The 20,222-nt window shown below is 71.9% G+C and carries 20 protein-coding genes and 2 pseudogenes; 9 read left to right on the top strand and 13 right to left on the bottom strand.

What is annotated here, in order from left to right:
* Positions 1-18: 18 nt before the first annotated feature.
* The 5 genes and pseudogenes from rodA to IEZ17_RS13390 all read right to left on the bottom strand — a co-directional run bounded on the left by rodA (position 19) and on the right by IEZ17_RS13390 (position 6,632).
* On the bottom strand, positions 19-1,215 hold the full coding sequence (gene rodA, locus IEZ17_RS13410) for a rod shape-determining protein RodA (protein ID WP_373299805.1): 1,197 nt from the start codon (positions 1,213-1,215) through the stop codon (positions 19-21).
* A gap of 183 nt (positions 1,216-1,398) precedes the next feature.
* Positions 1,399-2,502, bottom strand: a pseudogene (locus IEZ17_RS45225) (NADAR family protein).
* A gap of 423 nt (positions 2,503-2,925) precedes the next feature.
* Positions 2,926-3,672, bottom strand: a complete 747-nt coding sequence (locus tag IEZ17_RS13400; protein ID WP_189299778.1) for a class I SAM-dependent methyltransferase — start codon at positions 3,670-3,672, stop codon at positions 2,926-2,928.
* Positions 3,673-3,725: 53 nt separating this feature from the next.
* Positions 3,726-5,375: an APC family permease gene (locus IEZ17_RS13395; RefSeq protein ID WP_189299776.1), complete on the bottom strand. Its 1,650-nt coding sequence runs from the start codon at positions 5,373-5,375 to the stop codon at positions 3,726-3,728.
* Between the two features lie 318 nt (positions 5,376-5,693).
* Positions 5,694-6,632 (bottom strand): alpha/beta fold hydrolase, encoded by a 939-nt coding sequence (locus IEZ17_RS13390; protein WP_189299775.1) that lies wholly within the window; start codon positions 6,630-6,632, stop codon positions 5,694-5,696.
* A gap of 65 nt (positions 6,633-6,697) precedes the next feature.
* Here IEZ17_RS13390 and IEZ17_RS13385 point away from each other — a divergent pair, with 65 nt between their 5' ends.
* Together IEZ17_RS13385 and IEZ17_RS13380 are read left to right on the top strand one after the other, a co-directional pair.
* Positions 6,698-7,306 (top strand): helix-turn-helix domain-containing protein, encoded by a 609-nt coding sequence (locus tag IEZ17_RS13385; RefSeq protein WP_189299774.1) that lies wholly within the window; start codon positions 6,698-6,700, stop codon positions 7,304-7,306.
* Between the two features lie 105 nt (positions 7,307-7,411).
* Entirely contained in the window at positions 7,412-7,969 is a 558-nt protein-coding gene (locus IEZ17_RS13380) for a DinB family protein (RefSeq protein WP_189299773.1), read from the top strand.
* A 33-nt stretch (positions 7,970-8,002) separates the two neighbouring features.
* Here the strand turns inward: IEZ17_RS13380 and IEZ17_RS13375 are convergent, their stop codons facing one another.
* From IEZ17_RS13375 to IEZ17_RS13365, 3 genes are all read right to left on the bottom strand, one after another.
* Positions 8,003-8,638 carry a C39 family peptidase gene (locus tag IEZ17_RS13375; protein WP_189299772.1) on the bottom strand — a complete coding sequence of 212 codons (636 nt, stop codon included), beginning with the start codon at positions 8,636-8,638 and terminating at the stop codon, positions 8,003-8,005.
* 86 nt (positions 8,639-8,724) lie between these two features.
* Positions 8,725-9,456, bottom strand: coding sequence for a metal-dependent hydrolase (locus IEZ17_RS13370; protein WP_229852231.1), 732 nt, complete (start codon positions 9,454-9,456; stop codon positions 8,725-8,727).
* A 167-nt stretch (positions 9,457-9,623) separates the two neighbouring features.
* Positions 9,624-10,433 (bottom strand): maleylpyruvate isomerase family mycothiol-dependent enzyme, encoded by an 810-nt coding sequence (locus IEZ17_RS13365; protein ID WP_189299771.1) that lies wholly within the window; start codon positions 10,431-10,433, stop codon positions 9,624-9,626.
* A 233-nt stretch (positions 10,434-10,666) separates the two neighbouring features.
* Between IEZ17_RS13365 and IEZ17_RS13360 the strand changes: the two genes are divergently transcribed.
* Positions 10,667-11,200 carry a SixA phosphatase family protein gene (locus IEZ17_RS13360; RefSeq protein WP_189299770.1) on the top strand — a complete coding sequence of 178 codons (534 nt, stop codon included), beginning with the start codon at positions 10,667-10,669 and terminating at the stop codon, positions 11,198-11,200.
* Positions 11,201-11,281: 81 nt separating this feature from the next.
* Positions 11,282-11,503, top strand: a pseudogene (locus IEZ17_RS43820) (alpha/beta fold hydrolase); the annotation flags it as partial.
* A gap of 279 nt (positions 11,504-11,782) precedes the next feature.
* Here IEZ17_RS43820 and IEZ17_RS13350 read toward each other — a convergent pair.
* The 3 genes from IEZ17_RS13350 to IEZ17_RS13340 all read right to left on the bottom strand — a co-directional run bounded on the left by IEZ17_RS13350 (position 11,783) and on the right by IEZ17_RS13340 (position 14,095).
* A complete protein-coding gene (locus tag IEZ17_RS13350) occupies positions 11,783-12,529 on the bottom strand; it encodes an MBL fold metallo-hydrolase (RefSeq protein ID WP_189299769.1) in 747 nt (248 codons plus the stop codon).
* 4 nt (positions 12,530-12,533) lie between these two features.
* Positions 12,534-13,580 (bottom strand): PIG-L deacetylase family protein, encoded by a 1,047-nt coding sequence (locus IEZ17_RS13345; protein ID WP_229852230.1) that lies wholly within the window; start codon positions 13,578-13,580, stop codon positions 12,534-12,536.
* 89 nt (positions 13,581-13,669) lie between these two features.
* A complete protein-coding gene (locus tag IEZ17_RS13340) occupies positions 13,670-14,095 on the bottom strand; it encodes a carboxymuconolactone decarboxylase family protein (protein WP_189300066.1) in 426 nt (141 codons plus the stop codon).
* Positions 14,096-14,334: 239 nt separating this feature from the next.
* Between IEZ17_RS13340 and pdxR the strand changes: the two genes are divergently transcribed.
* From pdxR to IEZ17_RS13320, 4 genes are all read left to right on the top strand, one after another.
* Complete coding sequence (gene pdxR / locus IEZ17_RS13335; RefSeq protein ID WP_229852228.1) at positions 14,335-15,777, top strand: MocR-like pyridoxine biosynthesis transcription factor PdxR; 1,443 nt, start codon at positions 14,335-14,337, stop codon at positions 15,775-15,777.
* A gap of 91 nt (positions 15,778-15,868) precedes the next feature.
* Positions 15,869-16,510 (top strand): TetR/AcrR family transcriptional regulator, encoded by a 642-nt coding sequence (locus tag IEZ17_RS13330; RefSeq protein WP_189299768.1) that lies wholly within the window; start codon positions 15,869-15,871, stop codon positions 16,508-16,510.
* Entirely contained in the window at positions 16,507-17,250 is a 744-nt protein-coding gene (locus IEZ17_RS13325; RefSeq protein ID WP_189299767.1) for a VC0807 family protein, read from the top strand. The genes IEZ17_RS13330 and IEZ17_RS13325 overlap by 4 nt, the downstream gene beginning before the upstream one ends.
* Positions 17,243-17,878 (top strand): SDR family NAD(P)-dependent oxidoreductase, encoded by a 636-nt coding sequence (locus IEZ17_RS13320; protein WP_229852227.1) that lies wholly within the window; start codon positions 17,243-17,245, stop codon positions 17,876-17,878. Before IEZ17_RS13325 ends, IEZ17_RS13320 begins: the two co-directional genes overlap by 8 nt.
* Before the next feature lie 323 nt (positions 17,879-18,201).
* Here IEZ17_RS13320 and IEZ17_RS13315 read toward each other — a convergent pair whose 3' ends face one another.
* Complete coding sequence (locus IEZ17_RS13315) at positions 18,202-18,705, bottom strand: AAA family ATPase (RefSeq protein WP_268249820.1); 504 nt, start codon at positions 18,703-18,705, stop codon at positions 18,202-18,204.
* Between the two features lie 503 nt (positions 18,706-19,208).
* Here IEZ17_RS13315 and IEZ17_RS44435 point away from each other — a divergent pair.
* On the top strand, positions 19,209-19,544 hold the full coding sequence (locus IEZ17_RS44435) for a TetR family transcriptional regulator C-terminal domain-containing protein (RefSeq protein ID WP_373299815.1): 336 nt from the start codon (positions 19,209-19,211) through the stop codon (positions 19,542-19,544).
* 34 nt (positions 19,545-19,578) lie between these two features.
* On the opposite strand, the gene IEZ17_RS13305 is transcribed toward IEZ17_RS44435, so the two are convergent.
* Entirely contained in the window at positions 19,579-20,007 is a 429-nt protein-coding gene (locus tag IEZ17_RS13305; protein ID WP_189299763.1) for a nuclear transport factor 2 family protein, read from the bottom strand.
* Positions 20,008-20,222 lie beyond the last annotated feature (215 nt).

The following is a 20,222-nucleotide window of genomic DNA, read 5'->3' as shown; positions in this document are numbered from 1 at the left end:
GCGGCCCTGCGGCCACGCTCAGGCCGACATCACCCGCTGGACCTTTATCGATTGCAGCAAGCCGATCGCGACCCATCCCGCGAACATCGACGATCCGCCGTAGCTCACGAACGGCAGTGGCAGTCCGGTCACCGGCATGATGCCGAGGTTCATGCCGATGTTCTCGAACGCCTGGAACGCCAGCCAGCCGACGATCCCGGCCGCGACGACCGTCCCGTACAGGTCGGGGCAGCTGCGGGCGATACGGCAGGCGCGCCAGAGCACCACGCCGATGAGGGCGATGATCAGGCCCGCCCCGAGGAAGCCCAGCTCCTCGCCGGCGACGGAGAAGACGAAGTCGGTCTGCTGCTCGGGCACGAACTGACCGTTTGTCTGGGCCCCCTGGAAGAGACCCGAGCCGGTCAGCCCGCCGGCGCCGATGGCGATCCGCGCCTGACTGGTGTTGTAGCCGACGCCGGACGGGTCGAGGGCGGGATCGGCGAACGCCGCGAACCGGTTGATCTGGTACTGGTCCAGCAGATGGAACTGCCAGACGGCCAGCGCGCCCACCACCCCGGTCCCCACCAGCCCCAGGATCCAGCGCTTCGGCGCGCCGGCGGCGATCAGCATGCACAGCACGATCGCCACGATCCCCAGCACCTGCCCGAGGTCCGGGGTGAGCAGGATGAGCAACGCGGGGAAACCGCCCAGGGCCAGGGCCCTGATGATGCCGCGCTGGTCCGGGCTGGCCAGGTCGCCCGCGTCCACCCTGGCGGTGAGCACCACCGCCATCGCGATGATGATCGAGACCTTGACGAACTCGGCGGGCTGGATGGACAGCCCGCCGCCGATCACGATCCATCGCCGGGATCCGTTGATCGTCGCGCCGACCGGTGTCAGCACCAGAGCGACCAGCACCACCGTGAGGACGTAGAGGATGGCCGCGGTGTCGCGCAGCCGCCGGTGGCCGTACCAGAGGGTGAGGGCCCCGAGAGCGAGGCCGATCCCGGTGTTGATGATGTGCCGCAGCACGAAGAAATACGGGTCGCCCTGGTTCAGCTCCATACGGCCGCGGGTCGCGGAGTACACGAGCACCGCGCCGATGGCCGAGAGGGCGAAGGCCGATCCGAACAGCATCCAGTCCAGCCGCCGGATGATGGAGCCCCGCCCGAGGACTCTGCCCCAGGCCGACTTCGCACGAGTGGTCCCGCGCACGGGGTAGCTGACTGCGCTCACCTCGGCCTCCCGCCTCTACCGAGCCATGACACGCAGACAGTACCTTCAATGGTGCGCTACCTCGAAAGCCATGTGCGTGTCGGGATGCGTTGCCGCACAACCGCGGGTTGTTCGGCGGACGACTGTGATCTTGCCACTGCGGACGGCCGATCGGCGGACCGCGTCACCGGGCGGAGCCCGCCGTCACCGGCGGTCCGCCGGGTGAGCGCCGGGCACCCCGATCCCGGCCTGCTCCGCGTGCAGTTCGGCGCGTACGAGTTCCAGCAGCCGGCCGGTCCAGTTGCGGCCGTTGCCGCCGTTGTCGCCCCAGAAGGCGGAGTCGGCGTCGTCGTAGATCAGCGTCGCGTCGCCGGTCGCCCGCAGGATCGCGGCCAGGCCGGGATGCTGACGGAACTCGGCCCGCAGCAGGCCGGTCAGGACGGCGGTGCGGGCTCCTTGCCACTCCGGCCGGAGAGCGGCCTCGGCGGCGAGCTCGCGGGCGGCGTGGACGGTGTCCGCCGCCGCGATTCCGGCCCGTGCGGCGGGTCGGCGGCCGACAGGGCCCGATAGGCGTGCGCGACGGAGCGGTGGGTGACGCCGTCGACGTCGATGGGTGCGGGGTAGTCGTTGCGCAGATCCCACCGTGCCCGGGTCCTCCACCTGCTTCACCGCATACGAGTGGTACAGCTGGATCGCGGGAGCGTGCGGGGTGGTGGGCCCGTCCACCGGGACGCGCGACGACCGTGCGGCGACGTCCCGGGCCTGCTCCTCGAAGTAGGCGATGGCCGCGTCGTCATCCTCCTGGGTGACCGGCTCGTCGGACCAGCTCTCCATCTCGCCGCCGGGGCCGGCCACCAGTGCCTGGAGCGGCCAGTCATTGTGGTCCATGTCGCCGAGCGCGTAGTGGCGCTGCGTTTCGGGGATGGCCCGATACGCGGCGCGCGGCTGCCCGGTTCTCCTCCGTCCGGTCGGCGAGGAAGACGTCAACGGCGGCCAGGCAGCGGGCGGTTGAGTCGGGGCGGCCGTTGAGGTGGTCGATGGTGTCCCGCACTTCGGCCAGCAGCAGCTCGGGGGTGAGCCAGATGTTCGGCTCGCTGAACTTCCACCGCGCCAGCTCATGGGCGGACGCAACGGCGCTCTCGGGATGCTGGTCGCCACCCAGCCGCTGTGCAGCTTCTCCTCGAACTCGTCGAGGGTGACCACTCCCCAGCAGTCGATGAGCGCATCCGCGTAGATGACGATCTCGGTGAGGACGTAGTGGCCGCCGTTGCAGATGAAGCCGTGCCGCCAGGTGCCGGGTATGCGGATGCCGTCCGCCGTCCGCCGTCCGCTGTGCGATGGGTGCTGCGGTTGCCGATCATGCGGCCGTTGTGCTGGGCGGGTGGCCCGGGTGGCCGCTCGCTCCTCGTCGCGGGGCCCGCCTTCCCTTGCCGCGATGACAGCGGGCAGCCCCGTACGTCGCGGTGCGCGCCGGGGCCGGATTTCGACGCGTACGCCTGCGAGCCGGTCACGTCGTTCGGGCGCGCCACCGGCGCGAGCTGAATCCCTGTCAGGAAGGTTGCCGGCGACAGGGACCGGCGACGAACCGCGGCACGAGCAACGGCATCCCGGCCCGGGGCGTGGGAAGTTCAGCCGCGTCCCGCTGACCGATGTGGCCGCCCTGACGGTCTTGTGCTCCCGGCTGCGCCGGCAAGGCGTGGAGATCGTGGCGCTGCGCACCGCGGAACCGCTTCACCGATCGGTCGCGTCGCGCCGGAACAGGGCCGTCCAGAGGCAGGGTTCGCCGAAGTGGCCGGACTCGGGGGGTTCGTCGTGCATGCGGCGGAATTCGCGTTCGGTGAGGCCGGCGAAGATGTGCCGCAGCGACTCGGGCGTGTAGGCCAGGCCGCCGTCGAGGCGGGACTGGCGGTAGAAGTCCGTGTCGGGGAGTTCGGATCCCATGCCCTGGTCACCGGCCGCGAAGCAGGCGAGGGCGAAGTGGCCGCCGGGGGCCAGGGCGCGGTCGAGGAGGGCCAGGTAGCTGATCCGGCGGTGCGGCGGCAGATGGTGGAAGCAGCCGGAATCGTAGATCAGGTCGTAGGGGCCGCCGAGTTCGCCGCGGACGAGGTCGAAGGCGTCGCCGCAGTGGAACCGGACCTCGGCCTGCGCCTCACGGGCGCGCTCGGTGGCCCAGGCCACGGCGGCGGGGGAGAGGTCGACGGCGTCCACGGTGAAGCCCCGTGAGGCGAGGTGGAGGGCATTGCGGCCCGGACCGCAGCCCAGGTCGAGGGCGCGGCCGGGGGTGATCAGGCCGCGGTCGAGGTAGGAGACCAGGTTCTCGTCGGGCTTCGCCACGAAGAACGGCACCTCTTTGGCGCGGTCCGCGTAGAACCCGTCCCACCAGGAGGCCCCGTCCGCCGTCCAGCGGTCGGCGTCCGGCGCGAACAGGCCGTCCAGGAGTCTGAGTACGTCGTCGACGGTGCGGATGTTCCGATCCATCCGGTCCCCTTCCCCTTTCGGTTGATCTTACGGCTCCGAGGGGGTCTCCGCGCTCAACTTCCGGTGGCCACCTCAACGGACCCGATGTACTCCTGCGTCTGGGCGTCCGGCAGCCGTACGGCCTGCGCCCAGAAGTAGACGACCAGGCTGAACGCCACGATGATGACGATGTCCCACCACAGGGGGATGGCGTCCGTCGCGCCGCAGGAGACCTTGGAAGCCGGGCCCGTACTGCAGAAGCCGCCCTGCCAGGAGATGACGCCCATGCCGACCAGGTACACCGGCAGCCACTGCGCGTTCCGCCAGTTCGGGCGCGGGGCTCGGGGGTTGAGCTTGAGCAGCGCCGAGCTGCCGAGCAGCAGATAGCCGAGCACGATCGCCACGCCGAGGCGCCACAGGGTGTCCCAGCCGGCCCAGTAGATGATCAGGTTCGCCACGATAAAGGCCACCGGGGCCCAGAAGACGCCGCCGGGCAGGCGGTACGGACGCGGCCGGTCCGGATCCTGCTTGCGCAGGCAGCCGAAGGCGAGCGGGGCGCCCGCGTACATCAGCACGCTGGCGGAGGTGACGAATCCGACCAGCTTCTGCCAGGTGGGGAAGGGCAGGAACACGATCAGCCCGATGGCGAACGCGAAGAGGAGGCCGAACCACGGGACTCCGCGCTGGGAAGTGCGCTCGAAGATCTCCGGCACATAGCCGTTGCGGGAGAGGCCGTACGAGATGCGGGAGGTGGCGGTCGTGTAGACCAGGCCGGTGCCGGTGGGGGAGATGACCGCGTCGATGTACAGGAGGGTGGCCAGCCAGCCGAGGCTGATGGAGCCGGCGAGGCCGGCGAACGGGCCCGCCTTGCCGCTGAACGAGAGGTTGGCCCAGCCGCCGTGGGCGAACGCGCTGTGCGGGAGGGCGCCGATGAACACCACCTGGAGGGCCATGTAGATGACGACGCCGATCAGGATCGAGCCGATGACCGCGCGGGGGATGTCGTGGGCCGGATTGCGGCTCTCGCCCGCCAGTTGGTCGGCCTGCTCGAAGCCGAGGAAGGCGAAGATGATGCCGCTGGTGCTGATCGCGGAGAGCACGCCCTTGGCGCCGAACGGGGAGAAGCCCTGGTATCCGAAGTTGCCGGCGCGGAAGGTGGCGGCGGCCATCACGACGACGGTGAAGACGGGGACCGCCACCTTCCACCATGTGGCCACGCTGTTGGTGTGCGCCAGCCACCGGATCCCGAAGAAGTTGACGGTGACGAAGAACGCCATGAAGGCGACGGCGAGACCGTAACCGGCGCCGGTGAGATGGTTCTTCTCGGTCTGGACCCAGGGAGCGTGCACGCTCAGGTAGTTCAGTGAGGCCATGACCTCGATGGGCGCCACGGTGACCGCCTGCAACCACGAGAACCAGCCGAAGGACGCCCCGGCCGCGCTGCCGAACGCGTAGTGCGGGAAGCGCGCGGTGCCGCCCGCGACCGGGTACATCGCCCCCAGCTCGGCGTGCACGAACGCCAGGATGATGATGGCGACGGCACCGATGCCCCAGGAGACCAGCGCCGCGGTGCCGGCCGCCTGTGCGGCGAACAGGGCACCGAACAGCCACCCGGATCCGATGATGGACCCCTCCGAGGCCCAGATCAGGCCGATCAACCCGATGTCCCGCTTGAGGCCGGGGTTGCTGGGCGCGGTCGGGGCGGCCGGCTGGTGCATCTCCATGGTGCGTGCCCTTGTTCTGCCGAGGATGGGTGCAACGGGCGCAATGAGCTATGCGCGGTTACGGGAGGTTTGCCCCCATACTTCAGGAAGGACGCCAGCGGATCGGCGGCGCCGCGCCGGGGGTGTCGGGCCTCGGCGCGGCCCGACGGCCCGATCCTGCGGAGCGGGCGGCCCGGGGCGGCCGGACGGCGGCGGGGCGGGGACGCACCGGGGGATCAGGTGCGACGCCGTACGAGCGATCGGCGCGCCGACCGCCCCGACGACCATGTGGAGGTGCTGGTCCGCCCCGCGCCACGGGGCCCGGGGTGTGGGTGCCGGTCAGCCGTCGGCCTGGCTGAGCAGGTCGGATATGGCCCGGAGCACCGCGTCCGGGCGCTCCTCGTGCAGGAAGCCGTGGCCGGCGTCGTCGAGGACGCGGTGGGTGCCGCGCGGTACGGACGCGGTCAGTTGGGCGTGCAGGGCGCACTTGCCCTTGTTGATGTCGCGGAGGCTTTCCTCGGACCAGAGCTGGGCCTGCGTGGCGTCGTACCCGGTCGCGCTGAGCACGATCAGCGGAACGTCGGGGAGTCCGGGGGCGTCCCGGAGCTCGTAGGCGACCTCGTCGTAGATGTTCCTGCCCTCGCGCAACCCGGTCCGCCAGGCGGTGAGGTGGTAGTCGACGAGCTGTTCGCGCACGGTGTCGGGCCAGGCGGCGAAGAGCGGCGTGATCTGGGTGCGGGCGGTGTCGAGCTGCTCCTGGGTGGCCTCCGGCGGCTCCTCCTGGCCGGTCATCCGGTCGAGCTTTTCCCGGACTTCGCGGGGTGCGTGGTCGTAGATGTCCTCGTGGAAGGGGTCGAGGAGGAGCACCCCGGCGACCTCGTCGGGGAAGTGCTGGGCGAAGTGGCGCGCATAGGCTCCGCCGAGGGAGTGGCCGACCAGGACGTACGGGCCGGGGACGGCGGCGGTACGCAGCAGGTCGTGCAGCTCGCCGACGACCTCGGCGGCGGTGCGGGGCAGTCCGGCCGGTGAACTCCAGCCGGTGCCGGCGCGGTCGTAGAGCACGCTCGTGGTCAACTCGGCCACCTTGTCATGGGTGTTGAGGTAGTCCAGGCCGATGAGCCCGGCTCCGGGCAGGAACACCACGGTCGGTCCGCCGGTGCCGGAGCGGTGCAGCATCAGCCGGCGGCCGGGCGCGACCTCGTACCGGCGGCCCAGCGGCGGCTCGGTGGTGGGGGTGGTGGCGGTTCCGGGCCGGCTGTCGGTCGGCTGGAGTGGCATGAAGGGCTCCCTCGCTCGAATGTTCTCAACTTTGAGAAACGTATCTGACGTGAGAACATTCGTCCATGGACACGGTCGAATTGCTTCTGCACCCGGTGCGGCTCCGCATCGTGCACGCCATGTCCGGTGGACGGACGCTCACCACGTCCGAGCTGTGCGCCCTGCTGCCCGACGTGTCCAAGGCCACCGTCTACCGGCACGTCGGCACGCTGGCCGACGGCGGCCTCCTCGAAGTGACGGGCGAACAGCGGGTGCGCGGCTCGGTGGAGCGCCGGTACCGGCTCCAGCGGGCCCGGGCGGTGATCGACGCGGAGACCGCGGCTTCGGTGCCGGTGGAGGACCACCGCCGGGTGTTCGCGGTGGCCATGGCCGCCCTGCTGGCCGAGTTCAACGCCTACCTCGACCGGGACGGGGCCGACCCGACCGCCGACTCCGTGGGCTACCGGCAGCATGCGGTCTGGCTCAGCGAGGCGGAGCTGGGCGAGCTGATCGGCGGGATGCGCGGCGCGATCCTGGCGCAGCTGGCGAACGAGCCGTCGCCGGACCGCCGGCGGTATCTGCTCAGCCCGATTCTGTTCCCGGCGGAGCAGGTGCCGGCGGATGCGTCCGAGGAGGCGCGGAGGAAGCGTCAAGGACCGGAGAAACAGGGAGAGTTCGGCGGATCAGTCGCGTGACATCCGCCTTGCCGGGCAGGCGCCCCGGGGCGGAACGAGGCGCCGAGATCCCCTGCGGGACACTTCTCCCCTTGGCCACCGGAATCCGTGACGGAGTTGATGACGATGAGTACGACCGGGCCGCGCAGAAGGGCCGAGCTGTTCGTCGACGAGGAGCGGGACGAGCGGCTCGACGCACCCACCACCGGTGACGAACGCGCCATGCTCACCGGTTTCCTGCGTGCTCAGCGCACGACCCTGGAGCTCAAGTGCTCCGGGCTGGAGGCGGAGTTGGCGCACCGCTCCGTCGCGCCCTCCACGCTCTCGCTGCTCGGGCTGGTCCGGCATCTCGCCGACGTCGAGCGCCGCTGGTTCCGGAACGTCCTGGCCGGACAGGAGGCGCCGCGGCTGTTCTCCTCCGTGGCGCACCCGGACGGCGACTTCGACGGTGCCGTACCGTCCCCCGCGGTCATCGCGGAGGCGTGGGAGGTCTGGCGCGCCGAGGTGGCGTTCGCCGACGCCTTCGTAGCCGCGGCACCCGGCCTCGACATCGCGGGCGACGACGGCTGGCGCGGGCAGGTGTCGCTGCGGTGGGTGCTCATCCACATGATCGAGGAGTACGCCCGGCACAACGGACACGCCGATCTGCTCCGCGAACGCATCGACGGGGCGATCGGCGTGTGACGGACCGCGGGAGCGCGGGAGCCGCGGCGGATGTCAGGGCCGGGGGCCCAGGACGACGCCGCGGCCCGCGTACACCCGGTCGAAGGCCGCCCAGGGGACGCGGGCGAACTCCTGCGAGTGCGCCGGGAGTCCGGACGGGTTGTGGACGACGAGATGATCGTCCGTGCTGCCGACGGCCAGCACCAGGTGGCCTCCCCGGTGCGGCGGCCGGGGGTCGGCATCCCGGATGGACGGATGCACCGAGAGCAGCAGCAGCTTCCCGGCGCCGATGAGTTCGGGGATCTCGCTCTGCGGGAGATCGGGCCGGGACTGCGCGGAGAGCCCCCAACGGCGTTCGACGTAGGCGGCGAACGGCGCGTAGATCAGACCGTGCAGGCCCTCGGCGTGCCGCACATACGCACCGGCCTCAAGGCACTCGGACGCCAGCTCCATCGCGGTCGGCGCGGCGTCCTGCCAGTACGCGAGGGCCATCCGCAGGCAGGCGACACCGCACAGCCGCCAGGACCACCACGCGTACTCCTCGGGGCTCTCGGCCCCGTACGTCCGCCAGAGCGGGTCCTGTGTCGCCGGCATCGCCCCGTCGAGGATTGCGGGGACGAGCTCCGGCGACGCCCACTGCGAGTGGTAGGGGACCGGGTGGATGAGAGCGGAACCGCGGATGGTGGCCATGCCCCGCAGTCTGCCCCAACGGCGACGGCGGGGTGGGCCCGGACATGCCGCGGGGTGCAGTCCGGGTGCCAACACCTGCCCGGTGCCTAGCTGATGGAGTGCGGCGAGAGTGCCGTGAACCAGAGCAGGACGACGGTGGCGACACCCATGATGGGGGTGAGGATCTCCGTCTCCAGCTTGTTGCCGCTGTGCTTGATGATGACGATCTCGTAGCGCGTCTTCAGCGGCCAGAGCCACGGGGCGCCCTGCTTCGTGATCGAGTCCCCGAGCAGGTGGGCCAGGCAGCCGAGCCCGATCGCGTACGGCAGCCAGCCGGGGGCCGAGGGGATGAACTTGGCGATGACGCCGGTGCCGATGCCGGCCATGGCGACGATCGTGCTCCAGGCGGAGAAGCCGTGGCCGGGTGGGCAGAGGTTGAGGGCGCGTACCGCGAGGGCCAGCAGGAAGAACGTCATGGCGAGCGTGAAGGGCCGGCCCAGGTACGTCACCCCGGCCCAGGTACCGGCGGTCATCAGGGCGATGAAGAACAGCGAATGGGTGGCGTGCCGGTGACCGCCGGAGATCCACGCGACGAAGCGGCACAGGACCTTGGACACCGGGCCGAGGAAGTTGGCGATGGTGCCGTCGTGGTGGTCCAGGTCGGGCAGCAGCGCGGCACCGGCGCAGAGCACGGTGCCCATCAGGATCTCCTGCGGCGTCAGGTGAGTGTGCATCAGCATCGGCGGCAGAAAAGGTGCGGTGCCCGCGAAGAGCAGGGCGCCGCTCACCGCGTGCGAGTGGCCCATCATGGTGGGTGTGTCCTCCCCGTTCGGTGGCATGCCGGTGACATGCCCTCAACATCGGCGGAGACGCTATCAGCGCGATCGCATCAGGTGAGCGGGGGGATACCGGTGCCCGGCCCACCGGCCGCCCGGTCGCGGGCCCCGGGCCGTACGCGCCGCGCGACGCCCCGCCGGCCCGGCGTTGTCAGTTGTCGTCGTCGGCTTCAGGCCGTGAGGCGGCGCCCGCCGTCTGCCGTGCCGTCAGGGCCGGGCCATCCGGGCGTCGGGGGCAGCGGCCAGGCCGGCGGCACCGGAAGCCGCCGGGCGGACACGGGCCGGCCGTCGGCGCCGAGGACGCCGTCGGGTGCGCGTCCGCTCAGCCAGCCGAGCAGGACGTGACCGGGCCCGGTGACCGTCGGACCGGCTGCGGACACGGTCCAGGCCCGGCCGAGGTCGACGGCCTCGACACGGGAGAGGGGGAAGTCATGTACGGCCAGGGCGGCGAGGGTGCCGTCGAGCGCCCATGCCACATACCTGGCGGGCCAGTCGGCCGTACCGTAGCCCGCGGCCAGGTCGACATGGTGGGTCTCCAGCTCGCGCCAGCAGCGGTGGAGGGTGAAGGAGGCCGGGTGCGACCAGCCCGCCAGGGCGGTGACCCGCGTGTCCCATGCGGCGGCGGGCATCGTCCGGGCGTCCTCGGTCAGCCGGGTGAAGGAGGCGCGGACGTCGGCGGACTGCTCGGCGGCCGGCCGTGCCGCCCCGTCCGCCACGGCCCGCGCGAGCGCCGCGGCGCCGGCCCTCGGGGAGGGCTCGACACCGGTACGGGCGACGGTCAGCAGCCACCCATACGCGTCGGCGCTGCGCGCCAGATGCGCGAGGACATGGCCGCGGGTCCAGCCGGGAAGCGCTGCCGGGGCGCGCAGGTCGGCGTCGGTCAGGGTGGCGAGGGTCGCGGCGAGACGGGTGTGGGACCGGTCGACCTCGTCGATGAGGGCGCCGATCGCGGTCGGGTGGGACTGCGGATCGGTGGGCATGGGAACTCCCGGCTTCGAGGGGCGTTTCGGCGGCGGGCCCGGGGGGGGACGCTATCGGTCCGTCGGGAAGGCGACCGGCTCGGTTCGGCCGCGCGGCGGCGCTCCCGGCAGCGACGCGGGGCGGGCGGCGCCCGGCGCCGAATCGCGCCGTCCGCCGCCGCGGGGACGGCACAGCGGGATGCGAGACTCGCTCCGAGACGGTCGCCGCTCACCGAGACAGGAAGGCCACCCCCATGCAAGGACCGCGCCGACTGGTCGTCCTCCGCCACGCCAAGTCCGCCTGGCCGCCGGACGTCGCCGACCACGACCGCCCGCTGGCCGCGCGGGGCCGCCGTGACGCGCCGGCCGCGGGACGCTGGCTGCGCGACGCCGACTGCGTACCGGACCTGGTGGTCTGCTCCACCGCCGCCCGTGCCCGCCAGACGTGGGAACTCGCCGCCGCGCAGCTCCCGGCCCCGCCGCCGGTCCGCCACGACCCCCGCCTCTACGCCGCGGAACCCGACGATGTCGTCGCCGTCGTACGCGAAACCCCCGACGACGTCGGGACGTTGCTGCTGGTCGGCCACAACCCGGCCGTCCAGGACGTGGTGCTGCTGTGTGCCGCCCAGGCCCTGGGCGACGCCCTCGACCGCGCCCGGGAGAAGTTCCCGACCAGCGCGATCGCGGTCCTCGCACAGCGCGGCAGCTGGGCGGCGGCCGGTCCGCGCACGGCTCTGCTCACCGACCTCGCCGTGCCCCGCGGGGCACGGCCGCGCGACGTCGACTAGCGCCTCCGGCCCTTGGCGGAGGCGGGAGTTGACGCCGCGGACGAAGGGCCAAAAGCAAGGGGTGGGAGTCGGCGCCCGGCGGTGCACTGCCGCAATAGGGTGAACGCCGTGCAGCAGTGTCGGCTCGCCTCGCACCGTGACCACCCCGCGCTCTCGTATGTCGACTACGGCGGCAGTGGAACACCGCTGTTGCTGCTGCACGGCACCTTCGGCAGGGGAGCGATCTTCGCGGAGGTGGCGCAGGGGCTCGTGGCGCACGCCCGGGTCATCGCGCCGGACCAGCGCGGTCACGGTCTGAGCGACCGCACGGGGGAACGGTGGGCCGACTGGCTCGGCTCGACCTGCCCCGCGCTGGTGCTCCACGGGGGGCACAGCACCATGCTGCGGGCCGGCCTGGCCCGCGAAATGGTCGGCCGCCGGGCCGATACGCACCTGGTCACCTTCCCGGACGCCGGGCAGTGGATCCACGATGACGATCCGGCAGGGGTCATCGGTGCGGTGGCGGACTTCCTCCGCCGGATCGGTGAGCGGGTCGGGTGGTCGGGTGAGCGGCGTGCGGAAACCGCCGGCGCAGCAGGCGTGTCAGCTGCCCCTGCCGGGCTCCGCATGGCCCAGCGGGTCGCCGGTCGCCGGTTCCCATACCGAGGCGTCGTGGGCGAAGTACACCCGCCGCGGGTCGAACGCGGCGAGGCGGTCGAGCCAGGGCGTGTACGGGGGGAGGGGGTGTGCCGCGCCGTCGAGGGCCGCGTGGCGGGCGAGGTGGTCGGAGGCGTGGTGGGAGGCGGAGTCGTGTGCCTGGCCGGCCAGGACCACGGTGCCGTCGGGCCGGCCGACGACCAGTGACTGGTGTCCCTCGGTGTGGCCGGGCGTGGGGATGATCCGGACACCCGGCCAGATCTCGGCTTCGCCGGTGAGGCGTTCGTAGGCGGCGCCGGGGAAGTCGACGAGTTCGTCGATGGTGTAGCCGCCGTTGCGGGCGGTGGCCAGCTCCACGTCCTGCACCACGATCGGCGTGCCGGGCAGCAGGGGATTGCCTCCGCAGTGGTCGAAGTGCAGATGGCAGTTGACGACGACCGAGATGTCCGCGAGGCCGACTCCGGCGGCTGCCAACGCGGCCTGGAGGGAACGGCGTCGGGGGCGGTAGTGCGCTTCGGTCTCCGGGTCGACGGCGCCGATGCCGGTGTCGAAGAGGAGCAGACCACGCTCGTGCGCCACCAGGTAGGCCAGCGCGGGTTCGACGCGCGGTTGCGGGCCGCCGGTCTCCTCGGCGGGACGGATGAAGTAGCCCAGATCGAGCCGGCGGAGCGCTGCGGCGGTGCTCGGTGTCATGCCGTCATTCTGACCGCAGCCCGGCCGGGTGCGGCCGGTGCGCCGGCCGCACGGGCACCTCCGCGAACCATTCCCGGCCGAGGAGCAGCCCGAAGAGCGGGGCGGGGAGGCGGACCAGTGTCCTCATCACCGGCGCCAGCCGGCCGGTTCCGGCGACCTGGGAGCGGTGTGCGGCCAGTGCCGCCTGCTTCTGCCGCGCGAAGCGCCGGACGCCGAGGGTGTGGGTGATGGCGGATCGCGGGCTGTAGGCGGTGCGCAGGGCGTCGGGGTCGTAGCGGAACGGGATCCGCAGGGCGCGGACCAGCCGCATCGCGCGGGCGATGGTCTCGCGCGGCATGGTGGCCTCCAACAGGCGTGGCGTACCGGCCAGTTCGGCCGCGCGCCGGCCCACCTGGTGCACCTTGACGTGGTCGCGGTGGCCGTAGCCGCCGTTGGCGTCGTAGCTGAGGAGCAGGTCGGCGTCCTCCTCGCGCAGCAGGGCGGCGAGGCGTTCGGCGGCCTCCTGCGTGTCGGCCCGGGCGAAGCGCGTCCGGCCCGGCGGGTCCGGGTAGAGCACCGGGCCGTGGCCGCTGGCCGCGTATCCCAGGTGGACGACCCGATGCACGCCGAGGACGGCGGCGCTCGCCCGGAGTTCGGCCAGCCGGGGCGACTCGGTGTGCGCGCCGGCGTCCATGTGGTCGGTGGCGACCGCGATCACCACCCGGTGGCCTTCGGCGGCGGCACGGGCGAGCGTGCCGCCGGTCATCAGCACTTCGTCGTCGGGGTGGGCGTGGAACGCCAGGACGGTTGCCATCGGGCCATTGTGCGGGAGGTGTCCGGTGAGTACCGCTCGGGAGGACGCGGGCGGGAACGCAATTCCGGTCCCGGTGCGGTTGTCGTCGTAGAGGACGTGGGTACCGGCGGAGCCGCGCGCGGGGTGCGGCTTCACGGCCCCCGGTGAGATGCCCGTGGTCGCGCCGATCTCCGACTCGCTGAGGTCCGGCCAGTACTTGAGGTGGAGACTGCGGACGATGGCGCGGAGGTGGCCGGCCGCGGCTTTTGGGGTCTTCAACCGGGAGCGGGGCACGCCACGGGCGGCGGCCGGCCATACGGAACGGCGAGGTCGGCCACCGCCCGGAGGGAGAGCGGAAACGGGGCGGGCTAGTGCGTACCAGGAGTCTTCCGGGTCGTGACGTTCATCCGGTTCCAGGTGTTCACGGTGAAGATCAGCGCGATCAGGTGCGCCAGCTCCGCCTCCTCGAAGTGGCGGGCCGCCTCGTCGTACACGGCATCCGAAACGCCCTCGGGGAGCCGGGTGACCGCCTCGGTCAGCGCCAGCGCGGCGCGTTCCTTCGCCGTGTAGAGGCTGGACTCCTCCCAGGCGCCGAGCTGGTGGATCCGGTCCTCGGTCTCGCCCGCCTTTCGGGCGTCACCGGTGTGGTAGTCGAGGCAGTAGGCGCAGCCGTTGATCTGTGAGGCGCGGATCTGCACGAGTTCCAGCAGGACCGGGTCGAGCCCCTCACGGGCCGCGGCGTCCAGGGCGAGGACGGCCTTGAAGACCTTCGGTGCGACGCTGGTGAAGTTCATCCGCTGCGGGATCCGGACGGGCTGGTCAATCTCCTGGGCTGTCATACCAAGAACGCTAGGCGCGGATTAGCCCCAGGGTATGGTGCATTTCCCCGGCGAACAGTTGGGGCAATCAGCGATCGGCGATCAGCGATCAGCGATCAACAACTGCCAACTGCCAATCGGAGACCGGCAATCGGCAATCGGCAGGGGGCGGGGGAGCGGTGCGCGACGTGGGAGACGGGTCCGAAGGGGCGCCGGTGGCGTCGGGAGCGGAGGCCAAGGAGACCGCCGCCACCTCGGCCCCAGGCGCCGACCTCTATCTGGAACTCACCGGCCCCGGCCCCAAGCGCGCACAACTCATGCGCGCCCTGCGCGAAGCCATCGGCACCGGCCGGCTGACCCCCGGTACCCGGCTCCCTCCGTACCGCGGCCTGGCCAAGGACCTCGGTGTCGCCCCGAACACCGTCGGTTCCGCGTACGGTGAACTCGTCGCCGAGGGATGGCTGACGGCACGTCAGGGTTCCGGCACCCGGGTCGCCCGGCGCGGCACCCCCCTCCCGCAGGAGCGCACCCACCGCTCCGCCCCGCCACCCCGCCGCCCCGCCTACGACCTGACCCCCACCTCCCCGGACGCCGCCGAGTTCCCGCGGGCGGCCTGGCAGACGTCCGCCCGTCGCGCGCTGGCCGCAGCCCCCAACGACGCCTTCGGCGTGGGCGATCCACGCGGACGTATCGAACTGCGCACCCAGCTCACCGAATACCTCGCCCGCGCCCGCGGCGTACGGACCGCACCGCACCGCATCATCATCTGCACCGGCGTCGCCCACGCCCTGACCCTGCTCGGCACCGTCCTGCGCGGCACGGTGGCCGTCGAGTCGTACGGCCTCGACTTCCACCGCTCCCTGCTCACCGCCGCCGGCCGCGACCTCGTCCCCCTCCCGGTCGACGCCCACGGCGCCGACATCGGCGCACTGCACGGCACCGCCGCCGAGGCCGTACTCCTCACCCCCGCCCACCAGTTCCCCACCGGCGGCCCGCTGCACGCCGAGCGCCGGGCCGCCGTCATCGACTGGGCCCGCACCGCCGGCGGCCTGGTGCTGGAGGACGACTACGACGGCGAGTTCCGCTACGACCGCGAACCGGTCGGCGCCCTCCAGGGCCTCGACCCGGACCGCGTCGTCTACCTCGGCTCCCTCAGCAAGAGCCTCTCGCCGGCCCTCCGCATCGGCTGGATGGCCGTGCCCGACCACCTCGTCGATGCCCTCCTGGCCGCCAAGGGCTCCCGTGAACTGTGGTGCGGCTCCCTGGAACAGCTCACCTTCGCCGACTTCCTCGCCAGTGGCGGCTACGACCGCCATCTCCGCCGCACCCGGCAGATCTACCGCCGGCGCCGCGACCAACTCCTCGCCACCCTCGCCGAACAGGCCCCGCACATCACGGTGACCGGCATCGCCGCCGGCCTGCACGCCGTCCTGGCCCTCCCGCCCGGCACCGAACAGCAGGCCCTCCGTGCCGCCCGCCGCCTCGGCCTCGCCCTCAACGGCCTCGCCCCCTACCGCCACCCCGACAGCCCGATGCCCGCCCACGACGGCCTGGTGCTCGGCTACGGCACCCCTCCCGAACACGCCTTCAACGGGGCACTCGACGCCCTCTGCCTGGCCCTGCCGCCCGCGCCGGACGGTGAACCGGCAGCCGGCTGACGCCGTCCCGAGCACCGCGCATCCCGCCAACGGCACCGCGTAGACGCCGATTTCGCCACCCTCCCCGCTCGACACGTGCTACGTTTTTACCGTGCGGTCAAAAAATAGAGCGAGCGGTAAGCAGGAGCGGACCTTCATCGAGGAGGCGCGGCGTGCGCAGTTGGTGGAGTGCGCGATCGAGGCCATAGCGGAGCTGGGGTTGCACCGGGCGTCGCTGGCCGAGATCGCGCGACGGGCGGGGATCACCAAGCAGGCGATCTTCTACCACTTCGCCACGCGCGACGCGCTGATCCATGAGGTCCTCGCCGTGGTCACGCGGCAGGGAGCGGAGTTCATGGCCGAGCGCTCGCGCCGACAACCCACGCCCGCCGACGAATTGCGGGCCTATATCGAGGCCAACGTGGAGTACATCGGCAGTCACCGCGACCGGGTCAGGGCGCTGGTGTCGATCGCGATGAACTTCACCGACGAGGACGGCCGCTCCCGGCTCCTGCCGCTCGACGCGTCGGTCTACGGCGACAGCCTCGCGCCGCTCCAGGACATCCTGCGGCGGGGCCAGGAGCAGGGCCAGTTCGGGGAGTTCACCCCGCGCACGATGGCGATGACGATCCGCGCGGCCATCGACGCCATCGGCCCGCAGCTCAGCGCGCTGCCCGAGCTCGACCTGGACGGCTACGCCCGCGATCTGGTGCAGCTGTTCGGCCGCGCCACCGCGAACGATGAGCGGGCATGAGCGCGCTCATCGAGAACACCGAACCACACAACGGGGAGTCAGGGATGGACGGAACACGCGATCCGTACGCCGGCCGCAGGGCCACCGAGGCATCGGAGCCGCCACGAACCGGCGGCGGGGGAGCACCGGGCGGGCGCGCATGGGCGGCGCTGGCGCTCGATGTGGTCGTTCCCCTCGGGGTCTTCTACGGCAGCCGGGCCGCCGGCGCCGGCCAGTGGCTGTCGCTGGTCCTCGCGGGCATCGCGCCGCTCGCCAGCCTCGTGCTGACCTGGGCCCGACAGCGGCGCGCCGATCCCACCGCGCTGTTCGTGCTCGCCGCCATGGTGCTGTCGGTACTGGTCGCCATGGTCACCGGTGACCCCCGGATGCTGCTGGCGCGGGAGAGCTGGATCACCGCGGCGCTGGGGCTGTGGATCCTCGGCTCCCTGGCGCTGGCCCGCCCCTTCCTCCTGGACGTCGCCCTCAAGGTCACCCCGCCCGGCACGGCGCGGCGCCTGGAGAGCCTGTGGCACCGCAGCCCCGTCGTGCACCGCTGGATGACCGTGGCGAGCATGGCGTGGGGCAGCGCGTTCCTCCTCGACGCCATCGCCCGTGTGGTGATGGCCTATACGCTCCCGGTCGACAGCGTGCCCTCGCTGGGCGTGGTGGTACTGGTCGCCATGCTCTGCCTGGCGCAGGCCCTCGTGACGGTGTACGGCCGACGCAGCGGTGCCCTTGCCCAGGTGCGCGCCCATGGCTGAGCCGATCGCGCGTCCGCGTGTCGTACTCGTCACCGGTGGCGCGCAGGGCATCGGAGCGGCCGTCGTCCGGCGCTTCGCGGAAGCCGGCGACCATGTGGTGATCGCCGACACCGATGGGGACCGGGGCGCCGAGCTGGCCGGGGCCACCGGAAGTCTGTTCCTCCGCACCGACGTCGCACGCCCGGACGACAACCGCGACGCCGTCGCCGCCGCCGTGGAGCGGTTCGGCGGCCTGGACGTGGTCTGTCTCAACGCCGGTGTCCCCGGCGGCATTTCACTCGGCGACGACTTCGACCCCGAGCGCTACCGCCAGGCCATGAGCGTCAACCTCGACGGCGTCGTCTACGGGGCCAACGCGGCGCTCCCGCATCTCAGAGCCCAGGGCGGCGGAGCCATCGTCATCACCTCCAGTCTGGCCGGCCTGGCGCCCTCACCGGACATGTACTACTCGGCGGCCAAACACGCCCTGATCGGCCTGACCCGCTCCCTCGCCCTCCACACGCACCCCGACAACATCACCGTCAATGCGGTGTGTCCCGGCTTCGTCGACACCCGCCTCGTGGTGTCCCACCGCGACGCCGTCGCCGCCCTCGGACTGGCCGTCGCCCACCCCGACCGGGTGGCCTAGGCCATCGAAACCATCCTGGAGACGGGAGACACCGGCCAGGCATGGCTGGTCCAGGCCAACCAGCCCCTCGCCCCCTGCACGTTCCCCGACATCACCGTCGGCCGACTCGACGACTCCGGGGCACCGGCAGACGGCGCCGGCAACCCCGGCAACCCTTGATGCGCCGGCGTGTGGCCGCCCCGAAAACGGCCGCTCCCGCCGCGACGAGGGGAGCGGCCGTTCCCGAGTGCGGGCCGGTGCCGGAGAGCGCCTTGCGCTGCCGCTGGTTCCTGAGCGCGGAGCCTCACGACCGGGGACGCGGCGCGACTACCCCGCCCCTCACGTCAGACGACCGCCTTGTCATGAGCCCCGGCCGTGATCGCGGCAGCCGTCTCCTCGGCCGTGAGCCCCGCACTGTCCAACCACCACCCCACGCCGGCCAACTCCTCCTCCATCGCCCGGTAGAACGGCGCCACGTCATAGTCGACCCGCTCCTCGACCGCCCGCATGGCATTGCGCTCCCGGCACACCTCCACCGGAGGCGCCAGCACCACGAACATGACGGGCCGCGGTCGGAGCATTTCCACCATCAGGTCCAGCAACTCGCGGTCGGCGATGGTGTATTCGATGACCGGAAAGATCCCGTTCTCCGCGAAGTTGTCGGCCAGCGTGCACATATTGCGTGCGCACAACCGCAATTGACGCCGGGATTCCTCGGCGGGCCGCCCCAGAAACCCGACCCGCCCCTGGACGACCATGTACGACAGCGCATCCCCGCTGATATGGGCCGCCCGCTCATGATGCGCGGCCACCAGCGGCGAAACCGTCGACTTCCCGGCCCCCGGCATCCCCGAAACAATCAGACACCCCGTCGACCGCACCGCCGCCCCCGAAGCTTGCACCCCGAACGCCCCTCCCATCCCGGCCCCCGTCCTCCCCCTGACGAGCCGGGCATCCTCGCAGTCGTGTCCACCCCTCCGCACCCGGGTTTTCGACGGATGGCGCGTTTCCGGCGCGGCGGCCCCACGCAGAACGCCTGTCGCCCTCCACCTCCATGATGGCCAGTCAGCGTCCGCGTACTGCCGGCGTGAACGGAATGCCGGAGAGCATCTCGCGCCGCCCCACCACCAGCGACTCCCCGAGGAAGCTCGCACCGGGCACGCCTCGCTCCGCAACGTCACCGAAGAGGCGGCCTCGCCATCGGCCCGGTCCGCCACTACTTCGCGGAGCACGACGAGTTGATGACCCTCGCCATGCGGGAGCTGAGCCGGCGCATCGGCGAGCGCATCCACGCCCACGCCGAGCGGCTCCTCGCCCCCGACGCCGACATCGACCGGCGGCCACCGAGGAACTGCTGGCCGAGTTCCTCCCCCTCGACGACGTTCGCCGCGAAGAGGCGGTCCTCTGGATCGCCTTCGCCGCCGCGACCCGCACTCGCGCCGAACTGCGGCCCTGTGCAGCCGAGATGCAGCAGGACATGCACCCCCTCGTCGTCCGCGTGCTGTCCGAGGCCCGGCGCATGGGCGGACTGCCGGCCGATCTGGATGCGGACCTGGAGGCCCAGCGCCTGGCGGCCCTGCTCGACGGCCTCACCCTGCGAGCGGCACTCCTCCCGGACGGCATGCCGCCGGCGCGGCAACGCCAGGTGTTCCGGCGGCACTTGGACGCCCTCGCGTCGGGCGGATAGCGGCTCCGGTGGGGGAGTCGTACGGCCCTGCGTACTAGAGGTTGTCGCCCCAGCCGCTCTGGATCATGGTCTGGAACGCCCAGGTGCCGTCCCGCCTGACCAGGATGTCGGCATAGCGCAGCTGCCGGGTCCGGCCCTCCACCGTCATGGCCGAATCGCTGAACACCACCGCAAGGGACGGCGAGAGGAAGACCGGCGTCCGTGAGGACCGGAAGGTGATGTCCGCGCCGCCTTCGCCCATCACCTGCGTCATCGTCGCAACGAACTGCTCCCGGTTCCACTGCGCCGTGCGACCGTTGCCGGCCGAGTCGTCGCTCACGAGGTTGAGGGGGAACACCGCCATGTCGGCCATCCGCTCGGTGTTCCGTTGCGCGCTCTGCGCGTCGTACTCCGCGAACCAGCGGTCCAGGCTCGCGCGGTCTTCATCGCCGGGGACGTACCCGGTGTCGGGCAGAACGGTCACTGGGGCTCCTTCGTTCGTCGATCTGTGAATGCTCAGCGCTCAAGCACTCATCAAATTTGACTAGACGGTGAAGGTAAGGCCTGCGGGGCCGCTGGTCAAGCTTGATCAGAGGTCCGGGGTGGGAATTTCCCGTCCTGGTCTCCGCGGGCCGGACTGTCTGTCGATCTTCGACACGCGCAGCTGCGGCTCATGATTTGGCCAAGGTTTCCAAAAAC

The sequence above is a fragment of the Streptomyces albospinus genome, assembly GCF_014648695.1.
Taxonomy (GTDB): Bacteria; Actinomycetota; Actinomycetes; order Streptomycetales; family Streptomycetaceae; genus Streptomyces; species Streptomyces albospinus.
The sequence above is the reverse complement of the archived record's forward strand: the minus strand, read 5'-3'. Positions and strand labels throughout refer to the sequence as shown.